The sequence below is a fragment of the Novosphingobium profundi genome, assembly GCF_018491765.1.
Lineage (GTDB): Bacteria > Pseudomonadota > Alphaproteobacteria > Sphingomonadales > Sphingomonadaceae > Novosphingobium > Novosphingobium profundi.
Genome location: NZ_JABWCU010000006.1, coordinates 254347 through 274572 on the forward strand (window position 1 = coordinate 254347; position 20226 = coordinate 274572).

A 20226-nucleotide genomic window follows, 5' to 3' on the forward strand; every position below is an offset into this window, starting at 1 on the left:
CCAGGGTGGTCGAGGGCGTGGCCGGGAAGGGCGGCTGGCACGGGATGGCAGGGGTCGTGACCGGACCGGTCTACGAGGACAACCTGGGCGCTGCGCTCGATTGGAAGGGGCGCCCGGTGCGCTGCCGCGAATGCGCGCATCAGGCGATCAACGCGATGGGCTTGTGCGCCAAGGGCCGGGCCTGCATCCGCGATCGGCGGGCGCGCCGGGTCGAGAAGTTCCTGCGCGGCAATCCCGAACTGGCCGACGACTATCTCGACCATCCCTATTTCGAGGTGCGCGCGGGCGCCGCGCGCCACGCCTCGGTGTTCCGCCTCGTGCCGCTGCTCGAGGATCCCGAGCCCGAAGTACGTGCGATGGCGGTGTTGCGGCTGCCCGAGGAGAGAGTTCGACGCATGATCCACGACGAGGACACCGACGTGCGCATTGCCGCCGCCTCCCGCCTGACCGGCGCGGACCTGCTTCCGGCGGTGCGCGACGCGGCCTACATGGTGCGCATCACCGCGGTGCGCCGCATGCCGGGCGAGATGCTGCCGCTGGTGCGTCACGATCCCGATCCCGAAGTGCGCGCCTGGGTGGCGCGGCGGATCGACTTGCGCGCGCTGCCCGACATGGCCTTCGACACCGATCCGCTGGTGCGCCGCGAAGTGGCTGAGCGGCTCCCGCTCGACCAGTTGCGCCTGCTCGCCAGCGACAGCGACATGCGGGTGCGCTTCACCGTCGCCGAGCGCAGCGCCGAGGAAGATCTCTTCGCGATGCTGGGCGACGAGGAACCCGCGATCCGCGAACTGGCGCGCGAGCGCATTGCCGCAGTGCCTTCGCTCGCGGCGCGTCTCGACCAGCCCGCCGTCGTGCAACTCGTCAACCCGACCCGCCCACCCAAGGAGACCTGATCGATGAAAGTCATGATCCGCCGCGCCGAGGGCCAGCTCTCGGCCTACGTGCCCAAGAAGGACCTGGAGGAACCGATCGTGGAAGTCGAAAAGGAAAGCCTGTGGGACGGCTGGGTGCGACTTGCCAATGGCTGGGTGCTCGAACTGCCCTGGATGGCCGAGGACACGCGCCTTCCTATCACCGTCGAGGCGAAGAAGCGCGCCACCGTGGACGAGGATTGAGCGCCATGGCCACGCTCGCTCTTGAAAACCCCGCCGCGCTGCTGCGCGAAGCCGCGCAGGGCCTGCGTGCGGGTACGCTGGCGCCTTATGTCGGGCCGGGCGTCTCGGCGCTCGCCCCCCACGCCGCCCCGCTCTCGCCTGAGGCGCTTGCCGAGTTCTTCGCGACCAAGACCGCGCTGCCCAAGCGTGCGCGGGGTAACTGCTGGTCGGCGGCGCAATATATCGAGAGCACCCGCTTTCGCGACACGGTGACGCTCTGGCTGCAGGAGGCCTTCGCCCAAGCCGTCGCGCCCTCGTCCTTCCACGCCTGGCTGGCGGGGCTCGGGCTCCCGCTGATCATCGATGCCTGGTACGCCAGCGAGATGCGCGCCGCGCTCATGGCCTCGGGGCGCGAGGACTGGGCCGAAGTCCAGGGCATCACCCGCGCGCATATCGGCGAGGACCAGTGGTACCGCTTCTATGAGGCTGCGGGAGAACCCTGCAACGCGGTGCGCGCGGCAACCATGAAGACGCTGCTCTACACGCCGCACGGCGGGATCGCGCCGGCGGCCAATTTCCTCATCACCGATGCCGACTATGTCGAGGTGCTGACCGAGATCGACATCCAGACCCCGATCCCCGAGGAGGTGCGCCAGCGTCGTACGGGGATGGGCTTCGTCTTCGTGGGCTGTCCGTTCAACGACCAGTTGCTGCGCACTTACGCGCGCCAGATCATGAAGCGTTCGTCCGCGCGCCACTACGCGGTGGTCGACGTGGCGCGCCTCACCCGCAACGAGGCGCGCTTCCTCGAGGAACAGAACATCGCGGCGATCGACATGGCGTTGGCTCCGGCGCTCGAGGCGCTGATGGCCTGACCCTGCAGCTTCGACCCGCTTCGCAAGCGTCCCTTTGCGACGCCCGGTGCCTTTCAGGCCGGGATGACCTGCACCGCGCCTCCCCTTCGAGGGATGCGCGGTGCCCTTTCGTGGCGGCACAGTGCTTGGGCTGGGGCGTGATGCGTCTTGAATTGCCGGCCGGCACGACCACATGGGGGGCATGCTTGCACACACCCGCGCCCTGATCGCCGCCGCCACCTTCGCCCATCTCACCGGCAAGAAGGTTGCGGGCGTCTATGACCACGCCGAGGGGCGCGACCGCCTGATCGCGGCCGATGCGCGCGGCGATGCGGTGCAGGGCTTCGACGGCGAACGCCAGGCCAAGTTCGGCGGCAAGCTTCCCGAGATCTACGACGAGGGCGACAAGGCCTTCATCGCCTTTCGCCCCCAGGGCGACGAAGTGCAGGGCCACGATCGTTCCAGTGACAGCGCGTTCACCGCGCGGCTGACCGGCGGCGTGGTGCAGGTCTACGACCATGGCGCGCAGGCCTGGTTCTCCTACGACATCCAGAACCCCGATGCGGCGATGAGCTATTACAGCGCCGCGATGCCGGCGGCTTGAGCTCGACGGCGAGGTAGAACCCCAAACCTGGATCCTTTCCGTGTAGCGACCCGGACAATCGCGTCACGCCGGCGTGGCATTCGTGACATGCACGGGGCGTCGCTTTTCTTGCACTGCAGCATGACAGGCCCGTAAAACCGCCATTTGTGGCATTGTTTGCCGCATCTGGCACGGTGCTTGCTCACTACCTTCCCATCAGCGCAAGCCGGCGGTGCCCCCCGCCGCCGGACCGCAAGATGGGGAGTTGTTCATGACCGATACCCTTTTCACACAAGCGATGGACCACGGCACCGGTCCCGACGATCTCGCAGCCGATGGCGTGGTCGACATTTCCGACGTCATGCAGAAGATGGCCGAGCACAAGGGCTGCGGCACCGAAGGTGGCAGCGGCAAGGCAAGCTGCGGATCGAGTGCCGGTCCGGCCGACATGGCCCCCGAAATCTGGGAGAAGGTGAAGAACCACCCCTGTTATTCCGAAGAAGCGCACCACCACTACGCGCGCATGCACGTGGCGGTTGCTCCCGCCTGCAACATCCAGTGCAACTACTGTAACCGCAAGTACGACTGCGCGAACGAGAGCCGTCCTGGCGTCGTTTCCGAGCGCCTGACCCCCGAGCAGGCGAGCAAGAAGGTGCTCGCGGTCGCCTCCACCATCCCGCAGATGACCGTGCTCGGCATCGCCGGCCCCGGCGATCCGCTCGCCAATCCGGCCAAGACCTTCGAGACCTTCCGCCTCATCAGCGAGGTCGCCCCCGACATCAAGCTGTGCCTCTCGACCAATGGCCTCGCGCTGCCCGACTGGGTCGACGAGATCGCCAAGTACAAGGTCGACCACGTCACCATCACCATCAACATGGTCGATCCCGAGATCGGCCAGCACATCTATCCCTGGATCTTCTGGGAAAACAAGCGCCTGCAAGGCTACGAGGCCGCCAAGATTCTCACCGAACGCCAGATGCTCGGGCTCGAGATGCTCACCGAGCGCGGCATCCTGGCCAAGATCAACTCGGTGATGATTCCGGGGATCAACGACAAGCATCTGGTGGAGGTCAACAAGGCGGTGAAGAGCCGCGGGGCGTTCCTCCACAACATTATGCCGCTCATCTCCGCGCCCGAGCACGGCACGGTGTTCGGCCTCAACGGCCAGCGTGGGCCCACGGCGCAGGAACTGAAGGCGCTCCAGGACGAGTGCGAAGGCGACATGAACATGATGCGCCACTGCCGCCAGTGTCGCGCCGACGCGGTCGGCCTCTTGGGCGAGGACCGTTCGGCCGAGTTCACGACCGAGAAGATCATGGCAATGGAAGTCGAATACGACGCCGAAGGGCGCAAGGCCTACCAGCAGGCGGTCGAAAGCGAGCGCCAGGCCAAGGTCGCGGCCAAGGCCAGCGAGCTCGACGGGCTCGAGAAAGCGGGTGACATCGCGCTCCTTGTTGCGGTCGCCACCAAGGGCCACGGGATCATCAACGAACACTTCGGCCACGCCAAGGAGTTCCAGATCTACGAACTGACCGCCAAGGGCGCCAAGTTCGTCGGCCACCGCCGCGTCGATCTCTATTGCCAGGGCGGCTACGGCGAGGAGGACGCGCTCGACACCGTGATCACCGCGATCAACGACTGCCACGCGGTCTTCGTCGCCAAGATCGGCGGCTGCCCCAAGGCGGACCTCCAGGCGGCGGGCATCGAGCCGGTCGACCAGTACGCGCACGAGTTCATCGAGCAGTCGGCGCTGGTCTGGTTCAAGGACTACCTCGCGAAGATCGAGAGCGGCGAGATCGTCCACCAGCAGCGCGGCGATGCGGCCATCCGCCAGGGTGCGCTGCTCAGCCAGGCGGGGTAAGGCGCGATGGCGTACAAGATCGTCGCCAGCCAGTGCACCAATTGCACCGCTTGCGAGGCGTTGTGTCCCAACCTGGCGATCTCGGAAGCGAAGGGCACCTTCGTCATCGATCCGGCCTTGTGCACCGAGTGCATCGGCCATTTCGAGACGCCCCAGTGCGTGGCGATCTGCCCGGTTGATGACACCTGCGTGCTCGACGCCAGCCAGCCCCGGTACCAGGCGGCATGAGCCCGGCGGGTAACCACTCGCCCTTCGAGGGCTTCGGCGGGGAATCGGATGCTCTCGAGCGTTCGATCCTCGCCAGCCCGCTGCTTGGCGGCGGGCTGCCCGAGGAGGCGCGCTTCCATCTCGACCGCGCGGCCGAGCGCTACCACCTGACCGACGTTGCCGAGACGCACCTGTTCGCGGCGGAAGCGATCGCGCCCGATCACGCCGCGGTGCTGATCGCGCTCTACCGCTTCTACTTCTACAAGGGGCGGTTGAACGAGGCGCTCGACGTGGCGCGCGCCTGCGTCGCCAAGGCCATGCGCCTCAACGTGCTGGGCGACAACTGGCGCCGCGTCCAGCCGGACGAGGCGGACTTCGGTGAATGGGAAGCGCTCTTGCCGCGCTTCTTCCTCTTCAGCCTGAAGGGCTTTGCCTATCTCTCGCTGCGCACCGGACGCCTCGATGAAGGCCGCGAGGCGGCGCTCAAGCTGCTCGAGCTCGATCCGCGCGATCGGATCGGTGCGCGCGTGCTGGTCGACGTGCTCGACCGCATGGAGGACGAGGAAGGGGAGGACGCCGATGGCGAACATCGTTCGTGACAGCGAGGTCGTCGAGCTCAACGGCCCGCCCGCCTTTCGCTATGGCGAGAAAGTCCGCGCCCGGCGCCTCGTGCGCAATGACGGGACGTACGCGGGCAAGGAGATCGGCGAACTCCTGGTCAGGAAGGGTGAGGAAGGCGTGGTCGTCTCGATCGGTACCTTCCTCCAGCAGTTCTACATCTACGGCATCGAATTTTTCGAGAGCGGCAACCGTGTGGGCATGAAGCGGCGCGAGTTGGACCCGGTCTGGACCGACGAGGAGGATGCGGACGAACTGCCCTGTGCGCTCGGCGCTACGCCGCTGGCCCGCGTGGAGGCGCGGCCATGATGGACATTCGCGAACCCGTGTTCGGCTGGGGCGAGGCGGTGCGCGCCACGCTCGATCTGGTCAACGACGGGACGTTCCCGGGCGTCGCCCCCGAAGCGGTGCTCGCCGCCAAGGGCACGCTCGGCGAGATCGTCAACGTCGGCCACCACTCGGACAGCAACCAGCCTGTCTACCTCGTCGAGTTCCCGTCCGAAGCCATCCGCGGCCCGCTGGTCGTGGGATGCTTCGAAGACGAGCTCGAGCGGCCGTGAGGGGGAGTTGGCAGCCATGACGATCGCCCAGGTCCGCTCGCGCCGGGAGCTGCGCCACTCCGCCGGCAAGGCCGTGCGCCAACCCAACGAATTCGATCGCGCGCGCGTGCTGCACTTGCTGGGCGGGCGCCAGCGCTACCGCTACGTTGAGCCCGAAGTGGTGCCCGTCGTCGACGGCTACCTCGTGCGCAGTCCGTGTTGTTCGCGCAACCTCGATCCCGAGGGCGGGGTAGTCGATGTCGCGCTGCTGCTCTGGGACGAGGCTGCGCGCGACTGGACACTCTACAGGCGCGACCATGTGGGGGAGTGCTGGATCGAGGAGGGGCGTTTCGCGCGCCTGGGTGAAATGCTCGCGCGGCTTAACGCCGATCCCGCGCGCGATTTCTGGCAATGAGGAGGACGAGGCGATGGCCCTGAGCGAAAGCGATATCGCGCGCATCGATGCGCTGGTGGCGGCGCTGGGCGACGGGGCCCGGCCGCAGATGCTGGGTGTGGCCCTGCAACGTCTGGTGCCCGGTGTCGCGCTGCGCCAGTGCGATGCAAGCGACGTGCTGGAAGACCCGTTCCGCAGCGCCGGGCCTTGCGACCTGCACCTGCTCGACGTCTCCTCGCACTGCATCAAGGTGACCGACGATCCGGCCGAGGCTTCGGGGCTGCTGCTCGCCGAAAGGGCGCAACCATGACCGGGCAGGTCGTTTCGATCGAGACCGGCGAGCCGCTGCAGATCCCGCTCAGCGATCCCGACCTCACGCTCGACGACGTCGTCGCGGTCGAACAGGTCCTGCGCGGCGCGCGGCTGGGCGACGCGCCCGTGGTCGAGCAGCTCGAGCAGGCCTTCGCCGCCTACTGCGGCCGCGCGCGGGGCGTGGCGGTGTCGAGTGCGGCGATGGCGCTGCTGATCGCGCTCGTCGCCAAGGGGATCGGGCCGGGCGACGAGGTGATCCTCTCGGCGCATTCCTATCACGAACTGGGCCACGCCGTGCTGCGCTGCGGGGCGACCCCCGTCTTTGCCGACATCGACTACTGGTCCGGATGCCTTTCGGCGACCAAGAGCGCGGACAAGGTGACGCCGCGCACGCGCGCGATCATCGCGGGCAACACCTGCGGCCATCCCGCCGACTGGCCGGCTCTGCGCGCGTTGGCGGACGGCCACGGCCTGTTCCTTGTCGAGGATTCGAGCGAGGCGATCGGCTCGCGCCACAAGGCGGGGATGGTCGGCAGCTTCGGCGATGTCGCGCTGTTCGACTTCGCGCAGCCCGGCGTGATCGCCTGCGGGGAGGGCGGGATCGCGCTCACCGACGACACCGCGCTTGCCATGGCCATGCGCCGCCTGCGTTCGCGCACGCTCGCGGATCGCGCCTCGGTCTCGGCCGGGGTCGGTGCGCCTTTCGGCGCGCCGATGGGGGGGATCATCGCCGCGCTCGCGCTGGCGCAGCTGCGCCGGATCGATGTGCTGCTCGAGCGGCGCCGCGGCATCCAGGCGATGTACGACGGCTTCATGCAAAGCTTCGAGGGGATCAAGCCGCCCTATGTCTCGCCCGATGTCGAGGAGGTGCACTGGTTCCTCTACATCGTGCACCTGGGCACGCGTTTCACCAAGGGCGCGCGCGACGCGGTGCTCGAGGACATGCGCACCGAAGGCGTCGAGGCGCACGCCTATTCGAACCCGCTCCATCTCCAGCGCGCCTATCGCGCGCTTGGCTGGACGCGCGGCGATCTTTTCGTGACCGAGAAAGTCGCCGACCGCGCCGTCGCGCTGCCTTTTCACGCCCACCTCACCCCCGAGCAGATCGCCTTTATGGTCGCGCGGCTCAAGGACGCCTCGATCAATTCGGGCGCGGGTGCGGCGATCTACTGAACCACCGACAACGACCGACCACAGGAAAGACCCAAGACCCATGTCCACGCTCACGATCATGCCTTCTGCCACGTCCATCGCCGTCGCCGAGGGCGACAGCCTGCTCGCCGCGATGCTCGCCAACGGAACGCCGGTGGCGCACAAGTGCGACGGCCAGGCGAGCTGCGGCCAGTGCCACCTCTTCGTCCTCGAGGGCCGCAAGGGTCTTTCGCGCACCACGCGCGAGGAGAACGCGATCCTCGACACGCTGGTCGGCGTCGGCTCGAAGTCACGGCTCGCCTGCCAGGCGACGATCCTGGGTACCGAGGACGTGACCGTCGAAGTCCTCAGCTTCGTCTGAAAGGAGACGCCGCGATGCCGATGGATGCCCCCGAGATCGAACGCCGCATCACCGCGGCCTTTCCCGATGCGCAAGTCCTGATGGTGGACCTTGCCGGCGACGGCGACCACTGGGCCGCGCGCGTCACTTCCGCGCAGTTCGCGGGCAAGAGCCGCATCGTCCAGCACAAGATGGTCTACGCCGCCATCGGCGCGGACATGGGCGGCGAACTCCACGCGCTCGCGCTCCAGACTTTCGTTCCCGCAACCGCTTCCCCCGCAGGAGAATAGAGATGGCCACTTCCGACCGTATCCGCGCGCTCATCGAGGACAACGAGATCGTGTTGTTCATGAAGGGTGTTCCCGAGGCGCCGCAATGCGGCTTTTCCGCCGGCGTCGTGAAGGTGTTCGACGCGATCGGTCGGTCCTATGTGGGCATCAACGTGCTCGACGACCCGTTCCTGCGCGAGGGCATCAAGGAGTTCTCCGAGTGGCCCACGCTCCCGCAGGTCTATGTGCGCGGCGAATTCATCGGCGGCTGCGACATCGTGCGCGACATGTACGCGAGCGGCGAACTCCAGGCGCTCTTCGCTGGCGAAAGCGCCTGAGCGTGGCGGGCCGTCCTAAGCCGCTGGGGACGGTCGTTCCGTTCCAGCGCGATACCTCGCGCCGCCTTCGGGCGAGCGAGCGCAACATGCTCGAGGGGATCGTGACCGCGATCGTCCACGGCGCGGTCAGCGCCGAGGTGGGCATCCTCGTCAACGAGCGGATCGTGATCGATGCGCTCGTACCCAACTCGAGCGTCGCCGCGCTCGACTTGCGCCCGGGCGGGCGCGCCGTCGCGCTGATCAAGCCCAGCTTCATCACCCTCATCGACGACGTGCCCGGCCTCGCGCTTTCGGCGCGCAACCTCATCGGGGGCACCGTGGTGGAGATCACCAGCGGCTCGGTCGAGGCCGAGTGCGTGCTCGACATCGGCGACGGACGCGAGCTTGCCGTGCTCGTCACCACCAACAGCGCGCGTTCGCTGGGGCTCGAGCCCGGGCGGCAGATCCTGGCCAGTTTCAAGGCCTCGCACATCATCGTCGCCACACTCGACGAGATGTGACATCGGTGCCGTCGAATGGTTCCGATCGCGAAATTGGAAGGCCCGGTTGCACGCGGTGACATTGCATTCCGGCCGTTCCGGCCTATCTCCTTCTTGCAAATTTATCGCAAGAAGGAGCCCGCATGGCCCGGCCAGCCCCGCGTACGATGACCGTTCTGTCCCGCAAGGAAGTCTCGCCCTCGATGATCCGCGTTACGCTGGGTGGGGAGGGTCTTGCCGGATACCCCGAGGAGCAGCAGGGCGGCTACGTCAAGTTGATGTTCCCGCCCCGGCCGGGCACGGCCAAGCCCACATTGCGCACGTACACCATCCGCGCCCAGCGCGAGGGTGAGATCGACGTCGATTTCGCACTGCACGGCGTCGACAACGGGGTCTCGGGCCCCGCCACCAACTGGGCGGTCACGGCAAACCCGGGCGATACCATCGAGGTCGGTGGTCCCGGTCAGGCCAAGCCCTTGCCCGAAGGCTTCGACTTCTATCTCGTTGCGGGGGACATGACGGCGATCCCTGCGATTTCGGTCAATCTCGAGGCGCTCGATCGAACCGCGCAGGGCCTCGTCGTCCTCGAGATCCAGCGCGAGGAGGACCGCATCGCGATCGACGCGCCCGAAGGCGTCGCGATCCAGTGGGTGGTCAATCCCGAGCCGGGCGCGAAGCCCGAACTGCTTGTCGAGGCGCTGCGCGCGGCCGGTTGGCCCGAGGGCCGGATCTACGCCTGGGCGGCAAGCGAGTTCTCGGCGATGCGCCTGATGCGCGGCTACTTGCGCGAGGAACGCGGCCTTTCGCCGTCCGAACTCTACATCTCCAGCTACTGGAAGCAGGGCCTCGACGAGGAAAGCCACAAGCTCGTCAAGCGCGAGGACCTCGAGGCGGCGACGCCCGAAGTCTAGGCCCCGTAGCAAGGTTCTGAAATTGCAAACGATGATGGCATCCGGCCAATTGGTCGGATGTCTCATTTTTGCGTTCGGGCAGGTTGTATCAACGTCCTCAATTTATCGATGCGGAACATCCACTTCCGTGCATTTCGGCGGATTTTTCCGCGCCGGAGAGGCCAAAATTGTCGGGCTCGCGCCCGGTTGGCCCGTCGCCCCTCTCTATAAAGTTGCTGAACGATAATGTGGTCGCCGCTCTGATTACCTCGCGCTGACAGCGCCTGAGCGACCGCATTCCCAGAATGCAACAGAGGGTCGACGATGTCGGACGCGCAGCCAGTTGAAATTCCCGACGCACCTTCGCGCGGTGCGGCACATGCGATACCTGCCGTGCTGGCCTTGGCGACGGCTGCCTGTGGTGGGGGCGAGGGAAGCGAACCGGCTGCGGCGCCTTCCACGCCGGTGGCCACCCCCACGACATCTGCAATTACCGCGGAGATGCGGGCCAGTCGCTTTCTGGGGCATGCGACAAACGGCGCAACGCGAGCGGACATCGACCTTGTGGTCGACATCGGGATCGACGCCTGGCTCGATGCCCAGTTCCTGATGGATCGCACCATCTCGCATTGGGACTGGATGGTCGCCAGCGGCTATTCGGACGTGAGCTACAGGGGACTTACCAGCCCTTGGGACTACTCGATCTGGCGCCAGCTGATCGAAGCCGAAGACCAGCTTCGCCAACGCGTGGCCCTGGCCATGCTCGACATTTTCGTCGTGTCCATTGCCGATTTGGTGAAGCGCTGGCCTAGCTTCCAGATGGGCTTCTACATGGACGTCTTGCTTGACCATGCCTTCGGCAATTTTCGCGACCTGCTCTCGAAGATCACCCGGACCAGGGCCATGGGCGATTTCCTGACGTACGTTGGCAGCGCCAAGGAGAACGGCACCGGGGAAATGCCGGACGAGAACTATGCGCGTGAGATCATGCAGCTGTTCACCCTGGGACTCTACCAACTCAACCAGGACGGGACCTATGTGGTGGATGCGAATGGCGCTTATCTGTCCACCTATTCGGAAGTCGATGTCACGCAGCTTGCGCGGGTGTTTACGGGATTTGAAGTCGATACGAGCCTGGCGGCGATGGACATCGAGCTTGCGAGAGCCGATCTCGTCATCGACCCGACGCTGAATGAGACGGGCTCGGCGACGTTCCTGGGGAGCACTGTCAGCGGTGGCGGCTATGCCGCTGTGGAGGCCGCGCTCGATATCATCTTCGCACACCCCAATGTACCCCCCTTCTTTGCCAAGGCGATGATCAGGGCTCTGGTTACCAGCAATCCGACTCCGGCCTACGTGGCGCGTGTGGCCGATGTCTTCGTGGATAATGGGGCCGGCGTACGTGGCGACATCAAGGCGGTCGTGCGCAGCGTGCTGACCGACGCCGAGGCGCTGAGCGACGACAATCTCGAGTTGGCAAGCTTCGGGCGGGTGCGCGCGCCGGTGCAACGCTTCACCAACTGGGCCCGTTCGTTCAACGCCAGCCCGGCGAACGACCTGTGGCAGGTGCCGACCCTGGAAAGTCGCAGCCAGCACCTGGGCCAGTCTCCGGGACATGCGCCTTCGGTCTTCAATTTCTTCCAGCCCGACTACGCGCCCAAGCACAGTTCGACGTCGAACGCAGGTCTTGTCGCACCCGAGTTCCAGATCGCCGACGAGGTGACCGCGATCGTCTACGTGAACTTCATGCTCAAGGTCGTGTCCGAAGGGCTCGCGAGCGGCTTGGTCGGCGATTACAGCGACCTCGAAGCCTTGGCTGCAGATCCGGTGGCTCTCGTCGATGAAATTGCCTTGCGCCTCGCGGCCGGACAGCTGTCGCAAGAGACACTCGAGGCGATCCGCAGCGCCATCGCGAGCATTTCGGAAACGGCTGTGGACTACGCGCAGACGCGCATCAAGGCGGCCATGATCATGGTGCTCGTCTCTCCCGAATACCTCATCCAGCGATAGGGCTAGTCGACATGACTTCCATCCTTCTTAACCAGTCGCGGCGCACGTTCCTGCGTCGCACCTCGCAGATGGCGCTCGCCGGCGTGGCCGCCGCGCCTCTTCTTTCAAGCCTTGACCTGATTCGCACGGCTTCTGCGGCCACCTCGACCGATTACAAGGCCCTCGTCTGCGTGTTTTTGCATGGCGGCAACGACTATGCCAACACGATCGTGCCTTACGATGCCGACAACCATACGCTCTACGCGATGTTGCGAAACAAGATCGCGATCGGGCGGTCGGATCTGGGCGCGACCGTTCTCAGCCCGGCGAACGATCTGGAGGGGCGGCAATATGCGCTCAATCCGGCGCTTTCTTCGCTTGCGCCGCAGTTCGCGGCGGGCAAAATGGCGGTGTTGCTCAACGTCGGCACTCTGATCGAGCCGACGACCCGAACGCAGTACTTCAACCAGACCGTTCAATTGCCACCCAAGTTGTTCAGCCACAACAGCCAGCAGGCGTATGTCGCGACCAGCAACTCCGACGCCGGAGCTTCGGGTTGGGGCGGCCGGATCGGCGACTTCGTCCAGGCCTACAACAGCAATCCCCAGTTGACCTGCATCAGTGCTGGGCAGCAGAGCGTATTTCTGAGCGGCGATACGGTAAATCCCTATTGCATCGGCAAAACGGGTGCCGTCGACCTTCTTGGTGGATCGAGCCTGCTGCTGGGCTCGGCTGACCTGCACGAGGCCCTCCTTCAATCGATGACGGCGGGGGACACGAACATCTTTGGGGGCGACTATGCTGCGTTAACAAGCCGTTCCCAGGACATGGCCGGTACGGTCAACGCCGCTCTCGACAGTGTTCCCGCCTCACAGTTCCCGATGTTTTCGGCAAGCAACGCCTTTATCGATCAGTTGCGCATCATTGCGCGCATGATTGCTGTTTCCTCCGAATTGGGCGCCAAGCGGCAGGTCTTCTTTGTCGGCCTTGGGGGATGGGACATGCATAGCGGCTTGCTGGCGCGGCACGAGGCGATGCTGGGAACACTTGGCGGAGGCCTGTCTGCTTTCCAAGACGCGCTCGAGCAACTCGGTGTTGCGCAGCAGGTGACGACATTCACCGCATCTGATTTCGGGCGTACGCTCGCTTCGAACGGAGATGGTTCGGATCACGGCTGGGGCGGGCACCAGCTGATCATGGGCGGAGCCGTCAACGGAGGTCGGATTTATGGCACGCCGCCGAAGGTGGGCATAAATACCAGTGACGACGTGGGTAGTGGGCGCCTGATTCCTACAACGTCGGTCGACCAATACGCCGCCACCCTGGCCCGCTGGTTCGGGGTGTCCGACAGCGACCTTCCCTTGCTGCTGCCCAATCTTGCCAATTTCGATCGTTCGACCTGGAACCTGGGAATCGTGTGATCGCCAATTGCCGGGAGGGCTGCAAATGCTCTCCCGACGACTGGTAAATGTTACTTGCCGATCAGCACGTCACTCGCCTTGACGATGACGGTCACCGTGTCGCCCACGGCGAGGCCGAGATCGGCGATCGCCTCCTCGGTGATGCTGGAGGTTAGGACCGAACCTCCGGCGATCTCCACCTTGACCGAGCCGTTGACGGCGCCCGGCGTGATTGCCGTGATGGTGCCGGGTATCTGGTTGCGCGCACTGATCTTCATCATGGTCTCCATGGCCTGTGTACGTGCCCGCCATGGCAACCCTCTCCCGACAATTGGGGGAGCCTAACGGGGCTGTAATGCCGTGCCTATACCAACAATCGTTCTCAAAACATCGGCGATATGAAAATAGATCTATAGAATAGGGCGACTACAGCCCGCCCAGCTGGACCAGGGCGGCGCCGCCGGCACGGCCCAGGATCGTGTCGACCTTCTGGCGCACCGCCTCCATGCGCAGCGGCTTGACGAGCGCGCCGTGGGCGCCGGCCTTGAGCGCGGCGATGCCCAGTTCCTCCTCCTCCGGGCTGGCCACGATCAGCGTGCGCGCAGCCGGGTAGCGAGTCGCGATCTCGGCAAGAACCTCGAGGCCTTGCCTGCGCACGATCGAGAGCCCCAGGATCAGGACGTCAGGCTTCAGCCAGTCCTGCCCCTTGGCATAGGCCTCTTCGAGGCTGGCCAGTTCGTGGGTCTCGATCTCGTCGTGCAGCATGAACTGCAGCGCCGCGCGGGTGATCTCGTCCTCGTCGACGACGAAGATGCGCCGCTGGTCGACGGCCTTGGCGGTTTCGACACCGATCTGCATGGGCTTTTCTCCTCAAGCCTGTGAAACTGCGAGGAAGCATCCAAGCAAGGAGCGTTCCACCCGCGCGCCCGAATGCGCAGGTGCTGGTTTTGCGCGATCCAGCGCACAGGGCGACGATGCGCCGAGATGTGTCCTTTGCGACATGGCTGCGCGCTTTGTTCGCTTTGTCACATGCCGACGCTTCGTGCGATATCGCATGCAAAATTATGATTTCACGCGATTTTATAAAATATCCTGCGTTTGGCACGCGCCGTGCAGAGGGAAGGGCACAGCGGGCAGGTCCTGCTGACCCGCCGCAACGAGAAGGACGCGTCGGGGAGAGAGCCGGGTCGGAGCATCAATCCCCCCGTCCGGTCTGCGCAAACGGCTTTAACAACTCAGGAGCCAAGCAATGTCACTTCGTCAAATCGCCTTCTACGGCAAGGGCGGCATCGGCAAGTCCACCACCTCGCAAAATACCCTCGCCGCGCTCGCCGACCTTGGCCAGCGCATCCTCATCGTCGGCTGCGACCCCAAGGCCGATTCCACCCGCCTGATGCTCCACGCCAAGGCGCAGGACACGATCCTCTCGCTCGCCGCCGAAGCCGGCTCGGTCGAGGACCTCGAGCTCGAGGACGTCATGAAGATCGGCTACAAGGACATCCGCTGCGTGGAAAGCGGCGGTCCCGAGCCGGGCGTTGGCTGCGCGGGCCGCGGCGTCATCACCTCGATCAACTTCCTCGAAGAGAACGGCGCCTACGAGGACATCGACTATGTCTCGTACGACGTGCTCGGTGACGTGGTCTGCGGCGGCTTCGCAATGCCGATCCGCGAGAACAAGGCCCAGGAAATCTACATCGTCATGTCGGGCGAGATGATGGCCATGTACGCGGCCAACAACATCTCGAAGGGCATTTTGAAATACGCCAATTCGGGCGGCGTGCGCCTGGGTGGGCTCGTGTGCAACGAGCGCCAGACCGACAAGGAGCTCGAACTGGCCGAGAACCTGGCTGCCAAGCTCGGCACCCAGCTGATCCACTTCGTGCCGCGCGACAACATCGTGCAGCACGCCGAACTGCGCCGCATGACGGTCATCGAATACGCGCCTGAGAGCAACCAGGCGCAGGAATACCGCAACCTCGCGCAGAAGATCCACAACAACTCGGGCAACGGCATCATCCCGACGCCCATCACCATGGACGAGCTCGAGGACATGCTCATGGAGCACGGCATCATGAAGGCCGTGGACGAGTCGCAGGTCGGCCTCACCGCCGCCGAACTCACCGCCTGACAAGTCCCTCAAGCGTCCGGCCCCCTTCGCGCCTCACATGGCATGCGACCCGAAGGGGGCCGGGCAACCGGTCTCGCGTTCCGGTCCGCAGCAAGGACGGATCCACCAGGAGTGCATCGAAATGAGTGTCTCAACCCCAACCGACATCGCCGACGTCAAGGAACGCAACCGGGCGTTGATCCAGGAAGTCCTTGAAGTCTATCCGGCCAAGTTCGCCAAGCGCCGCGCCAAGCACCTCAACGTCTCGGAAGAGGGCAAGAGCGATTGCGGCGTGAAGTCCAACATCAAGTCGATCCCCGGTGTCATGACGATCCGCGGCTGCGCCTACGCCGGTTCCAAGGGCGTGGTGTGGGGCCCGATCAAGGACATGATCCACATCAGCCACGGTCCCGTCGGCTGCGGCCAGTACAGCTGGGCCGCGCGCCGCAACTACTACATCGGCACGACCGGCATCGACACCTTCGTGACCATGCAGTTCACCTCCGACTTCCAGGAGAAGGACATCGTCTTTGGCGGCGACAAGAAGCTCGCCAAGATCATGGACGAGATCGAGCAGCTCTTCCCGCTCAACAAGGGCATCACGGTCCAGTCGGAATGCCCGATCGGCCTCATCGGCGACGATATCGAGGCGGTTTCGAAGGCCAAGAGCAAGGAATACGGCGGCAAGACGATCGTGCCGGTGCGCTGCGAGGGTTTCCGCGGCGTCTCGCAGTCGCTCGGCCACCACATCGCCAACGACGCCGTGCGCGACTGGGTCTTCGACAAGGCCGAGGGCAAGGCGCCGCTCTTCGAGCCCGGCCCCTACGACGTCGCCATCATCGGTGACTACAACATCGGCGGCGACGCCTGGTCGAGCCGCATCCTCCTCGAGGAGATGGGCCTTCGCGTGATCGCGCAGTGGTCGGGTGACGGCTCGATCGCCGAGCTGGAAGCCACGCCCAAGGCCAAGCTCAACGTGCTGCACTGCTACCGCTCGATGAACTACATCTCGCGCCACATGGAAGAGAAGTACGGCATCCCCTGGTGCGAGTACAACTTCTTCGGTCCCTCCAAGATCGAGGAATCCCTGCGCAAGATCGCCAGCTACTTCGACGAGTCCATCCAGGAAGGCGCCGAGCGCGTCATCGCCAAGTACAAGCCGCTGATGGAAGCGGTGATCGCCAAGTACCGCCCGCGCCTCGAAGGCAAGACGGTCATGCTCTACGTCGGTGGCCTGCGTCCGCGCCACGTCATCGGCGCCTACGAGGACCTGGGCATGGAAGTGGTCGGCACCGGCTACGAGTTCGGCCACAACGACGACTACCAGCGCACCGCCCAGCACTACGTCAAGGACGGCACGCTGATCTACGACGACGTCACCGGCTACGAGTTCGAGAAGTTCGTCGAGAAGATCCAGCCCGACCTCGTCGGCTCGGGCATCAAGGAGAAGTACGTCTTCCAGAAGATGGGCGTGCCCTTCCGCCAGATGCACAGCTGGGACTACTCGGGCCCCTACCACGGCTACGACGGCTTCGCGATCTTCGCGCGCGACATGGACATGGCGATCAACTCGCCGGTCTGGTCGATGGCGCCCACGCCCTGGAAGAAGGACGACGGCGACTACCTCGCGATCGCGGCCGAATGACCGGCCATCTCCACCCCAATTTGACAGGAGGCTGACATGCCCCAGGACGCACACAAGGTCAAAGACCACTTCGAGCTGTTCCGCGGTGAGGAATACGTGGACATGCTCGCCCGCAAGAAGGCCGAGTTCGAGAACCCGCACCCGGCCGAGGAAGTCGAACGGGTCCGCGAATGGGCCAAGACCGAGGAATACAAGGACCTCAACTTCAGCCGCGAAGCGCTGACGATCAACCCGGCCAAGGCCTGCCAGCCCCTGGGTGCGGTCTTCGCCGCGATCGGCTTCGAGAGCACACTGCCCTTCGTGCACGGCTCGCAAGGCTGCGTCGCCTACTACCGCTCGCACTTCTCGCGCCACTTCAAGGAGCCGACGAGCTGCGTCTCCTCCTCGATGACCGAGGACGCGGCCGTCTTCGGCGGGCTCACCAACATGGTCGATGGCCTCGCCAACGCCTACTCGATGTACAAGCCCAAGATGATCGCGGTCTCGACCACCTGCATGGCCGAAGTCATCGGCGATGACCTCAACGCCTTCATCAAGACCGCCAAGGAGAAGGAGTCGCTCCCCGAAGAGTTCGACGTGCCCTTCGCCCACACCCCGGCCTTCGTCGGCAGCCACATCACCGGCTACGACAACGCCATGAAGGGCATTCTCGAGCACTTCTGGGACGGCAAGGCCAACACCGCGCCCAAGCTCGAGCGCGTGCCCAATGCGAAGATCAACTTCCTTAACGGCTTCGACGGCTACGCGGTGGGCAACTTGCGCGAAGTGAAGCGCATCTTCGAGATGATGAAGGTCGACTACACGATCCTGGGCGACCAGTCGGACGTGTGGGACACGCCCACCGACGGCACCTTCCGCATGTACGACGGGGGCACCAGCCTCGAGGATGCGGCGAGCGCCATCCACGCCAAGGCGACGATCTCGATGCAGGAATACTGCACCGAAAAGACGCTGCCCTTCATCGCGGCGCACGGGCAGGAAACCGCCTTCTTCAACCACCCGATCGGGGTCGAGGCGACCGACAACTTCGTCATGGAAGTGGCGCGGCTCGCCGACGTCGCGATCCCCGACGAACTGGCCAAGGAACGCGGCCGCCTCGTCGATGCCATTGCCGACTCGAACGCGCACATCCACGGCAAGAAGTTCGCGATCTACGGCGATCCCGACCTGGCCTATGGCCTTGCCAAGTTCGTGATGGAACTGGGCGGCGAGCCGGTGGTGGTGCTCTCGACCAACGGCGGCAAGGCCTGGGCGGCCAAGATGCAGGCGCTGTTCGACAGCTCGCCGTTCGGGGCCGGGTGCCAGGCCTATCCGGGCAAGGACCTGTGGCACATGCGCTCGCTGCTGTTCACCGAGAAGCCCGATTTCCTGATCGGCAACACCTACGGCAAGTACCTCGAGCGCGACACCGGCGTGCCGCTGATCCGCCTCGGCTTCCCGATCTTCGATCGCCACCACAAGCACCGATACCCGGTGTGGGGCTACCAGGGCGGCCTCAACGTCCTCGTGACGATCCTCGACCGGATCTTCGAGCACATGGACGCGACCACCAACGTGCCCAGCAAGACCGACTACAGCTACGACATCATCCGCTGATGTCGCATCGCTCCCCCACCGCCTGCGCCATTGGTGGGGGAGCCTTTTTCCGACGGCTTGCAACCCGAGAGGCCCCCCGATGACCAGTCTCAACCAGACCATCCAGGACGTGTTCAACGAGCCGGCTTGCGGAAAGAACCAGGCCAAGTCGGAGAAGGAACGCAAGAAGGGTTGCACCAAGCAGCTCCAGCCTGGGGGAGCGGCCGGCGGCTGCGCCTTCGACGGGGCCAAGATCGCGCTCCAGCCGATCACCGATGTCGCGCACCTGGTCCACGGGCCGATCGCCTGCGAGGGCAATTCCTGGGATAACCGCGGCGCGGCCTCCTCGGGATCGAAGCTCTACCGCACCGGCTTCACCACCGACATGACCGAGAACGACATCGTCTTCGGCGGCGAGAAGCACCTGTTCAAGGCGATCCGCGAGATCGTCGAGAAATACGCGCCGCCCGCGGTCTTCGTCTACGAGACCTGCGTTCCCGCGATGATCGGCGACGACATCGACACCGTGTGCAAGGCGGCGGCCGAGAAGTTCGGCACGCCCTGCATCCCGATCCATTCGCCCGGCTTCGTGGGCCCCAAGAACCTGGGCAACAAGCTGGCGGGCGAAGCCATGCTCAAGCACGTCATCGGTACGAAGGAGCCGCCTTACACCACCCCTTACGACCTCAACATCATCGGCGAATACAATCTCTCGGGCGAGCTGTGGCAGATCAAGCCGCTGCTCGACGAGCTGGGCATCCGCATCCTCTCGTGCATCTCGGGCGATGCGCGCTACGAGGAAGTGGCCTGGTCGCACCGGGCCAAGGCGGCGATGATGGTCTGTTCGAAGGCCATGATCAACGTCGCGCGCAAGATGGAGGAGCGCTACGGCATCCCCTTCTTCGAGGGCAGCTTCTACGGCATCGAGGACATGTCCGACACGCTGCGCGAGATCGCCCGCCTCTTGATCGAGCGCGGTGCCGATCCCGAACTGATGGACCGCACGAAGGCCGTCATCGCGCGCGAGGAAGCGCGCGCCTGGGCCGCGATCGAGCCTTACCGCGCGCGGCTATCGGGCAAGAAGGTGCTGCTCGTCACGGGCGGGGTGAAAAGCTGGTCGGTGGTCGCCGCGCTGCAGGAAGCGGGCATGGTGATCGCGGGCACCTCGGTCAAGAAATCCACCCGCGAGGACAAGGAGAAGGTCAAGAAGATCATGGGTGATGATGCCCATATGTTCGACGATCTTGCCCCGCGCGAGATGTACCGCAAGTTGAAGGAAGCGGAAGCCGACATCATGCTCTCGGGCGGGCGTTCGCAGTTTATCGCGCTCAAGGCCTCGATGCCGTGGATGGACATCAACCAGGAGCGCCACGTCGCCTTTGCCGGGTACCACGGCATGGTCGCGATGGTGGCCGAGATCGACCGCACGCTTGCCAACCCGGTCTGGCAGGAAGTGCGTCGCCCGGCGCCGTGGGAGAGGGCGGGCGATGCGTCATGGCAGGACCGGGCCCTCGAGGACGCGGCTCCCGATAGTTCCGCAAAGCGTCCCGATACCATACCGGGGCGGGAGGCCGCTTAGC

General features: G+C 65.1%; 25 protein-coding genes. 23 read left to right on the plus strand and 2 right to left on the minus strand.

Annotated features, from left to right (window positions below; all coding sequences use genetic code 11):
• Positions 1 to 17 precede the first annotated feature (17 nt).
• The 19 genes from HT136_RS07830 to HT136_RS07920 all read left to right on the plus strand — a co-directional run bounded on the left by HT136_RS07830 (position 18) and on the right by HT136_RS07920 (position 13340).
• The gene (locus tag HT136_RS07830) at positions 18 to 893 is read left to right on the plus strand and encodes a 4Fe4S-binding leucine-rich repeat protein (protein ID WP_343222135.1); all 876 of its coding nucleotides are present in this window, start codon (positions 18 to 20) and stop codon (positions 891 to 893) included.
• A 3-nt stretch (positions 894 to 896) separates the two neighbouring features.
• Complete coding sequence (gene nifT / locus HT136_RS07835; RefSeq protein WP_214199018.1) at positions 897 to 1115, plus strand: putative nitrogen fixation protein NifT; 219 nt, start codon at positions 897 to 899, stop codon at positions 1113 to 1115.
• Positions 1116 to 1120: 5 nt separating this feature from the next.
• The gene (locus HT136_RS07840) at positions 1121 to 1969 is read left to right on the plus strand and encodes an SIR2 family protein (protein ID WP_214199020.1); all 849 of its coding nucleotides are present in this window, start codon (positions 1121 to 1123) and stop codon (positions 1967 to 1969) included.
• 181 nt (positions 1970 to 2150) lie between these two features.
• On the plus strand, positions 2151 to 2552 hold the full coding sequence (locus HT136_RS07845; protein ID WP_214199022.1) for a hypothetical protein: 402 nt from the start codon (positions 2151 to 2153) through the stop codon (positions 2550 to 2552).
• 250 nt (positions 2553 to 2802) lie between these two features.
• Positions 2803 to 4392 carry a nitrogenase cofactor biosynthesis protein NifB gene (gene nifB / locus HT136_RS07850; protein WP_246543444.1) on the plus strand — a complete coding sequence of 530 codons (1590 nt, stop codon included), beginning with the start codon at positions 2803 to 2805 and terminating at the stop codon, positions 4390 to 4392.
• A 6-nt stretch (positions 4393 to 4398) separates the two neighbouring features.
• The gene (locus HT136_RS07855; RefSeq protein WP_214199024.1) at positions 4399 to 4620 is read left to right on the plus strand and encodes a 4Fe-4S binding protein; all 222 of its coding nucleotides are present in this window, start codon (positions 4399 to 4401) and stop codon (positions 4618 to 4620) included.
• Positions 4617 to 5198 carry a hypothetical protein gene (locus HT136_RS07860; protein ID WP_246543445.1) on the plus strand — a complete coding sequence of 194 codons (582 nt, stop codon included), beginning with the start codon at positions 4617 to 4619 and terminating at the stop codon, positions 5196 to 5198. The genes HT136_RS07855 and HT136_RS07860 overlap by 4 nt, the downstream gene beginning before the upstream one ends.
• Complete coding sequence (locus HT136_RS07865) at positions 5179 to 5526, plus strand: nitrogen fixation protein NifZ (protein ID WP_214199026.1); 348 nt, start codon at positions 5179 to 5181, stop codon at positions 5524 to 5526. The genes HT136_RS07860 and HT136_RS07865 overlap by 20 nt, the downstream gene beginning before the upstream one ends.
• Positions 5523 to 5777 (plus strand): nitrogen fixation protein NifZ, encoded by a 255-nt coding sequence (locus HT136_RS07870; protein WP_214199028.1) that lies wholly within the window; start codon positions 5523 to 5525, stop codon positions 5775 to 5777. Before HT136_RS07865 ends, HT136_RS07870 begins: the two co-directional genes overlap by 4 nt.
• Positions 5778 to 5793: 16 nt before the next feature.
• Positions 5794 to 6171: a DUF3024 domain-containing protein gene (locus tag HT136_RS07875; protein WP_214199029.1), complete on the plus strand. Its 378-nt coding sequence runs from the start codon at positions 5794 to 5796 to the stop codon at positions 6169 to 6171.
• A 13-nt stretch (positions 6172 to 6184) separates the two neighbouring features.
• On the plus strand, positions 6185 to 6460 hold the full coding sequence (locus tag HT136_RS07880; protein ID WP_214199031.1) for a hypothetical protein: 276 nt from the start codon (positions 6185 to 6187) through the stop codon (positions 6458 to 6460).
• The gene (locus HT136_RS07885; RefSeq protein WP_214199033.1) at positions 6457 to 7635 is read left to right on the plus strand and encodes a DegT/DnrJ/EryC1/StrS family aminotransferase; all 1179 of its coding nucleotides are present in this window, start codon (positions 6457 to 6459) and stop codon (positions 7633 to 7635) included. The genes HT136_RS07880 and HT136_RS07885 overlap by 4 nt, the downstream gene beginning before the upstream one ends.
• A gap of 40 nt (positions 7636 to 7675) precedes the next feature.
• A complete protein-coding gene (locus HT136_RS07890) occupies positions 7676 to 7975 on the plus strand; it encodes a 2Fe-2S iron-sulfur cluster-binding protein (protein ID WP_214199035.1) in 300 nt (99 codons plus the stop codon).
• 14 nt (positions 7976 to 7989) lie between these two features.
• Complete coding sequence (locus HT136_RS07895) at positions 7990 to 8244, plus strand: BolA/IbaG family iron-sulfur metabolism protein (RefSeq protein WP_214199037.1); 255 nt, start codon at positions 7990 to 7992, stop codon at positions 8242 to 8244.
• A 2-nt stretch (positions 8245 to 8246) separates the two neighbouring features.
• Positions 8247 to 8561, plus strand: a complete 315-nt coding sequence (grxD, locus tag HT136_RS07900) for a Grx4 family monothiol glutaredoxin (protein WP_214199039.1) — start codon at positions 8247 to 8249, stop codon at positions 8559 to 8561.
• A 2-nt stretch (positions 8562 to 8563) separates the two neighbouring features.
• A complete protein-coding gene (locus HT136_RS07905) occupies positions 8564 to 9061 on the plus strand; it encodes a TOBE domain-containing protein (RefSeq protein ID WP_343222136.1) in 498 nt (165 codons plus the stop codon).
• Positions 9062 to 9183: 122 nt separating this feature from the next.
• Positions 9184 to 9951: a siderophore-interacting protein gene (locus tag HT136_RS07910; protein WP_246543446.1), complete on the plus strand. Its 768-nt coding sequence runs from the start codon at positions 9184 to 9186 to the stop codon at positions 9949 to 9951.
• A 480-nt stretch (positions 9952 to 10431) separates the two neighbouring features.
• Positions 10432 to 11940, plus strand: coding sequence for a DUF1800 domain-containing protein (locus HT136_RS07915; protein WP_214199041.1), 1509 nt, complete (start codon positions 10432 to 10434; stop codon positions 11938 to 11940).
• Between the two features lie 11 nt (positions 11941 to 11951).
• Positions 11952 to 13340, plus strand: coding sequence for a DUF1501 domain-containing protein (locus HT136_RS07920; protein ID WP_214199043.1), 1389 nt, complete (start codon positions 11952 to 11954; stop codon positions 13338 to 13340).
• A gap of 50 nt (positions 13341 to 13390) precedes the next feature.
• Here the strand turns inward: HT136_RS07920 and HT136_RS07925 are convergent, their stop codons facing one another.
• The gene (locus HT136_RS07925; protein WP_214199254.1) at positions 13391 to 13597 is read right to left on the minus strand and encodes a TOBE domain-containing protein; all 207 of its coding nucleotides are present in this window, start codon (positions 13595 to 13597) and stop codon (positions 13391 to 13393) included.
• Between the two features lie 148 nt (positions 13598 to 13745).
• The gene (locus tag HT136_RS07930; protein WP_214199044.1) at positions 13746 to 14177 is read right to left on the minus strand and encodes a response regulator; all 432 of its coding nucleotides are present in this window, start codon (positions 14175 to 14177) and stop codon (positions 13746 to 13748) included.
• A gap of 391 nt (positions 14178 to 14568) precedes the next feature.
• Here HT136_RS07930 and nifH point away from each other — a divergent pair, with 391 nt between their 5' ends.
• The 4 genes from nifH to nifE all read left to right on the plus strand — a co-directional run bounded on the left by nifH (position 14569) and on the right by nifE (position 20225).
• Complete coding sequence (nifH, locus tag HT136_RS07935) at positions 14569 to 15447, plus strand: nitrogenase iron protein (protein WP_214199046.1); 879 nt, start codon at positions 14569 to 14571, stop codon at positions 15445 to 15447.
• A gap of 121 nt (positions 15448 to 15568) precedes the next feature.
• The gene (nifD, locus tag HT136_RS07940; RefSeq protein WP_214199047.1) at positions 15569 to 17071 is read left to right on the plus strand and encodes a nitrogenase molybdenum-iron protein alpha chain; all 1503 of its coding nucleotides are present in this window, start codon (positions 15569 to 15571) and stop codon (positions 17069 to 17071) included.
• A 36-nt stretch (positions 17072 to 17107) separates the two neighbouring features.
• Positions 17108 to 18667: a nitrogenase molybdenum-iron protein subunit beta gene (nifK, locus tag HT136_RS07945; RefSeq protein WP_214199049.1), complete on the plus strand. Its 1560-nt coding sequence runs from the start codon at positions 17108 to 17110 to the stop codon at positions 18665 to 18667.
• Positions 18668 to 18746: 79 nt separating this feature from the next.
• Entirely contained in the window at positions 18747 to 20225 is a 1479-nt protein-coding gene (gene nifE, locus HT136_RS07950; protein ID WP_214199051.1) for a nitrogenase iron-molybdenum cofactor biosynthesis protein NifE, read from the plus strand.
• The last annotated feature ends 1 nt before the right edge of the window (position 20226 follow it).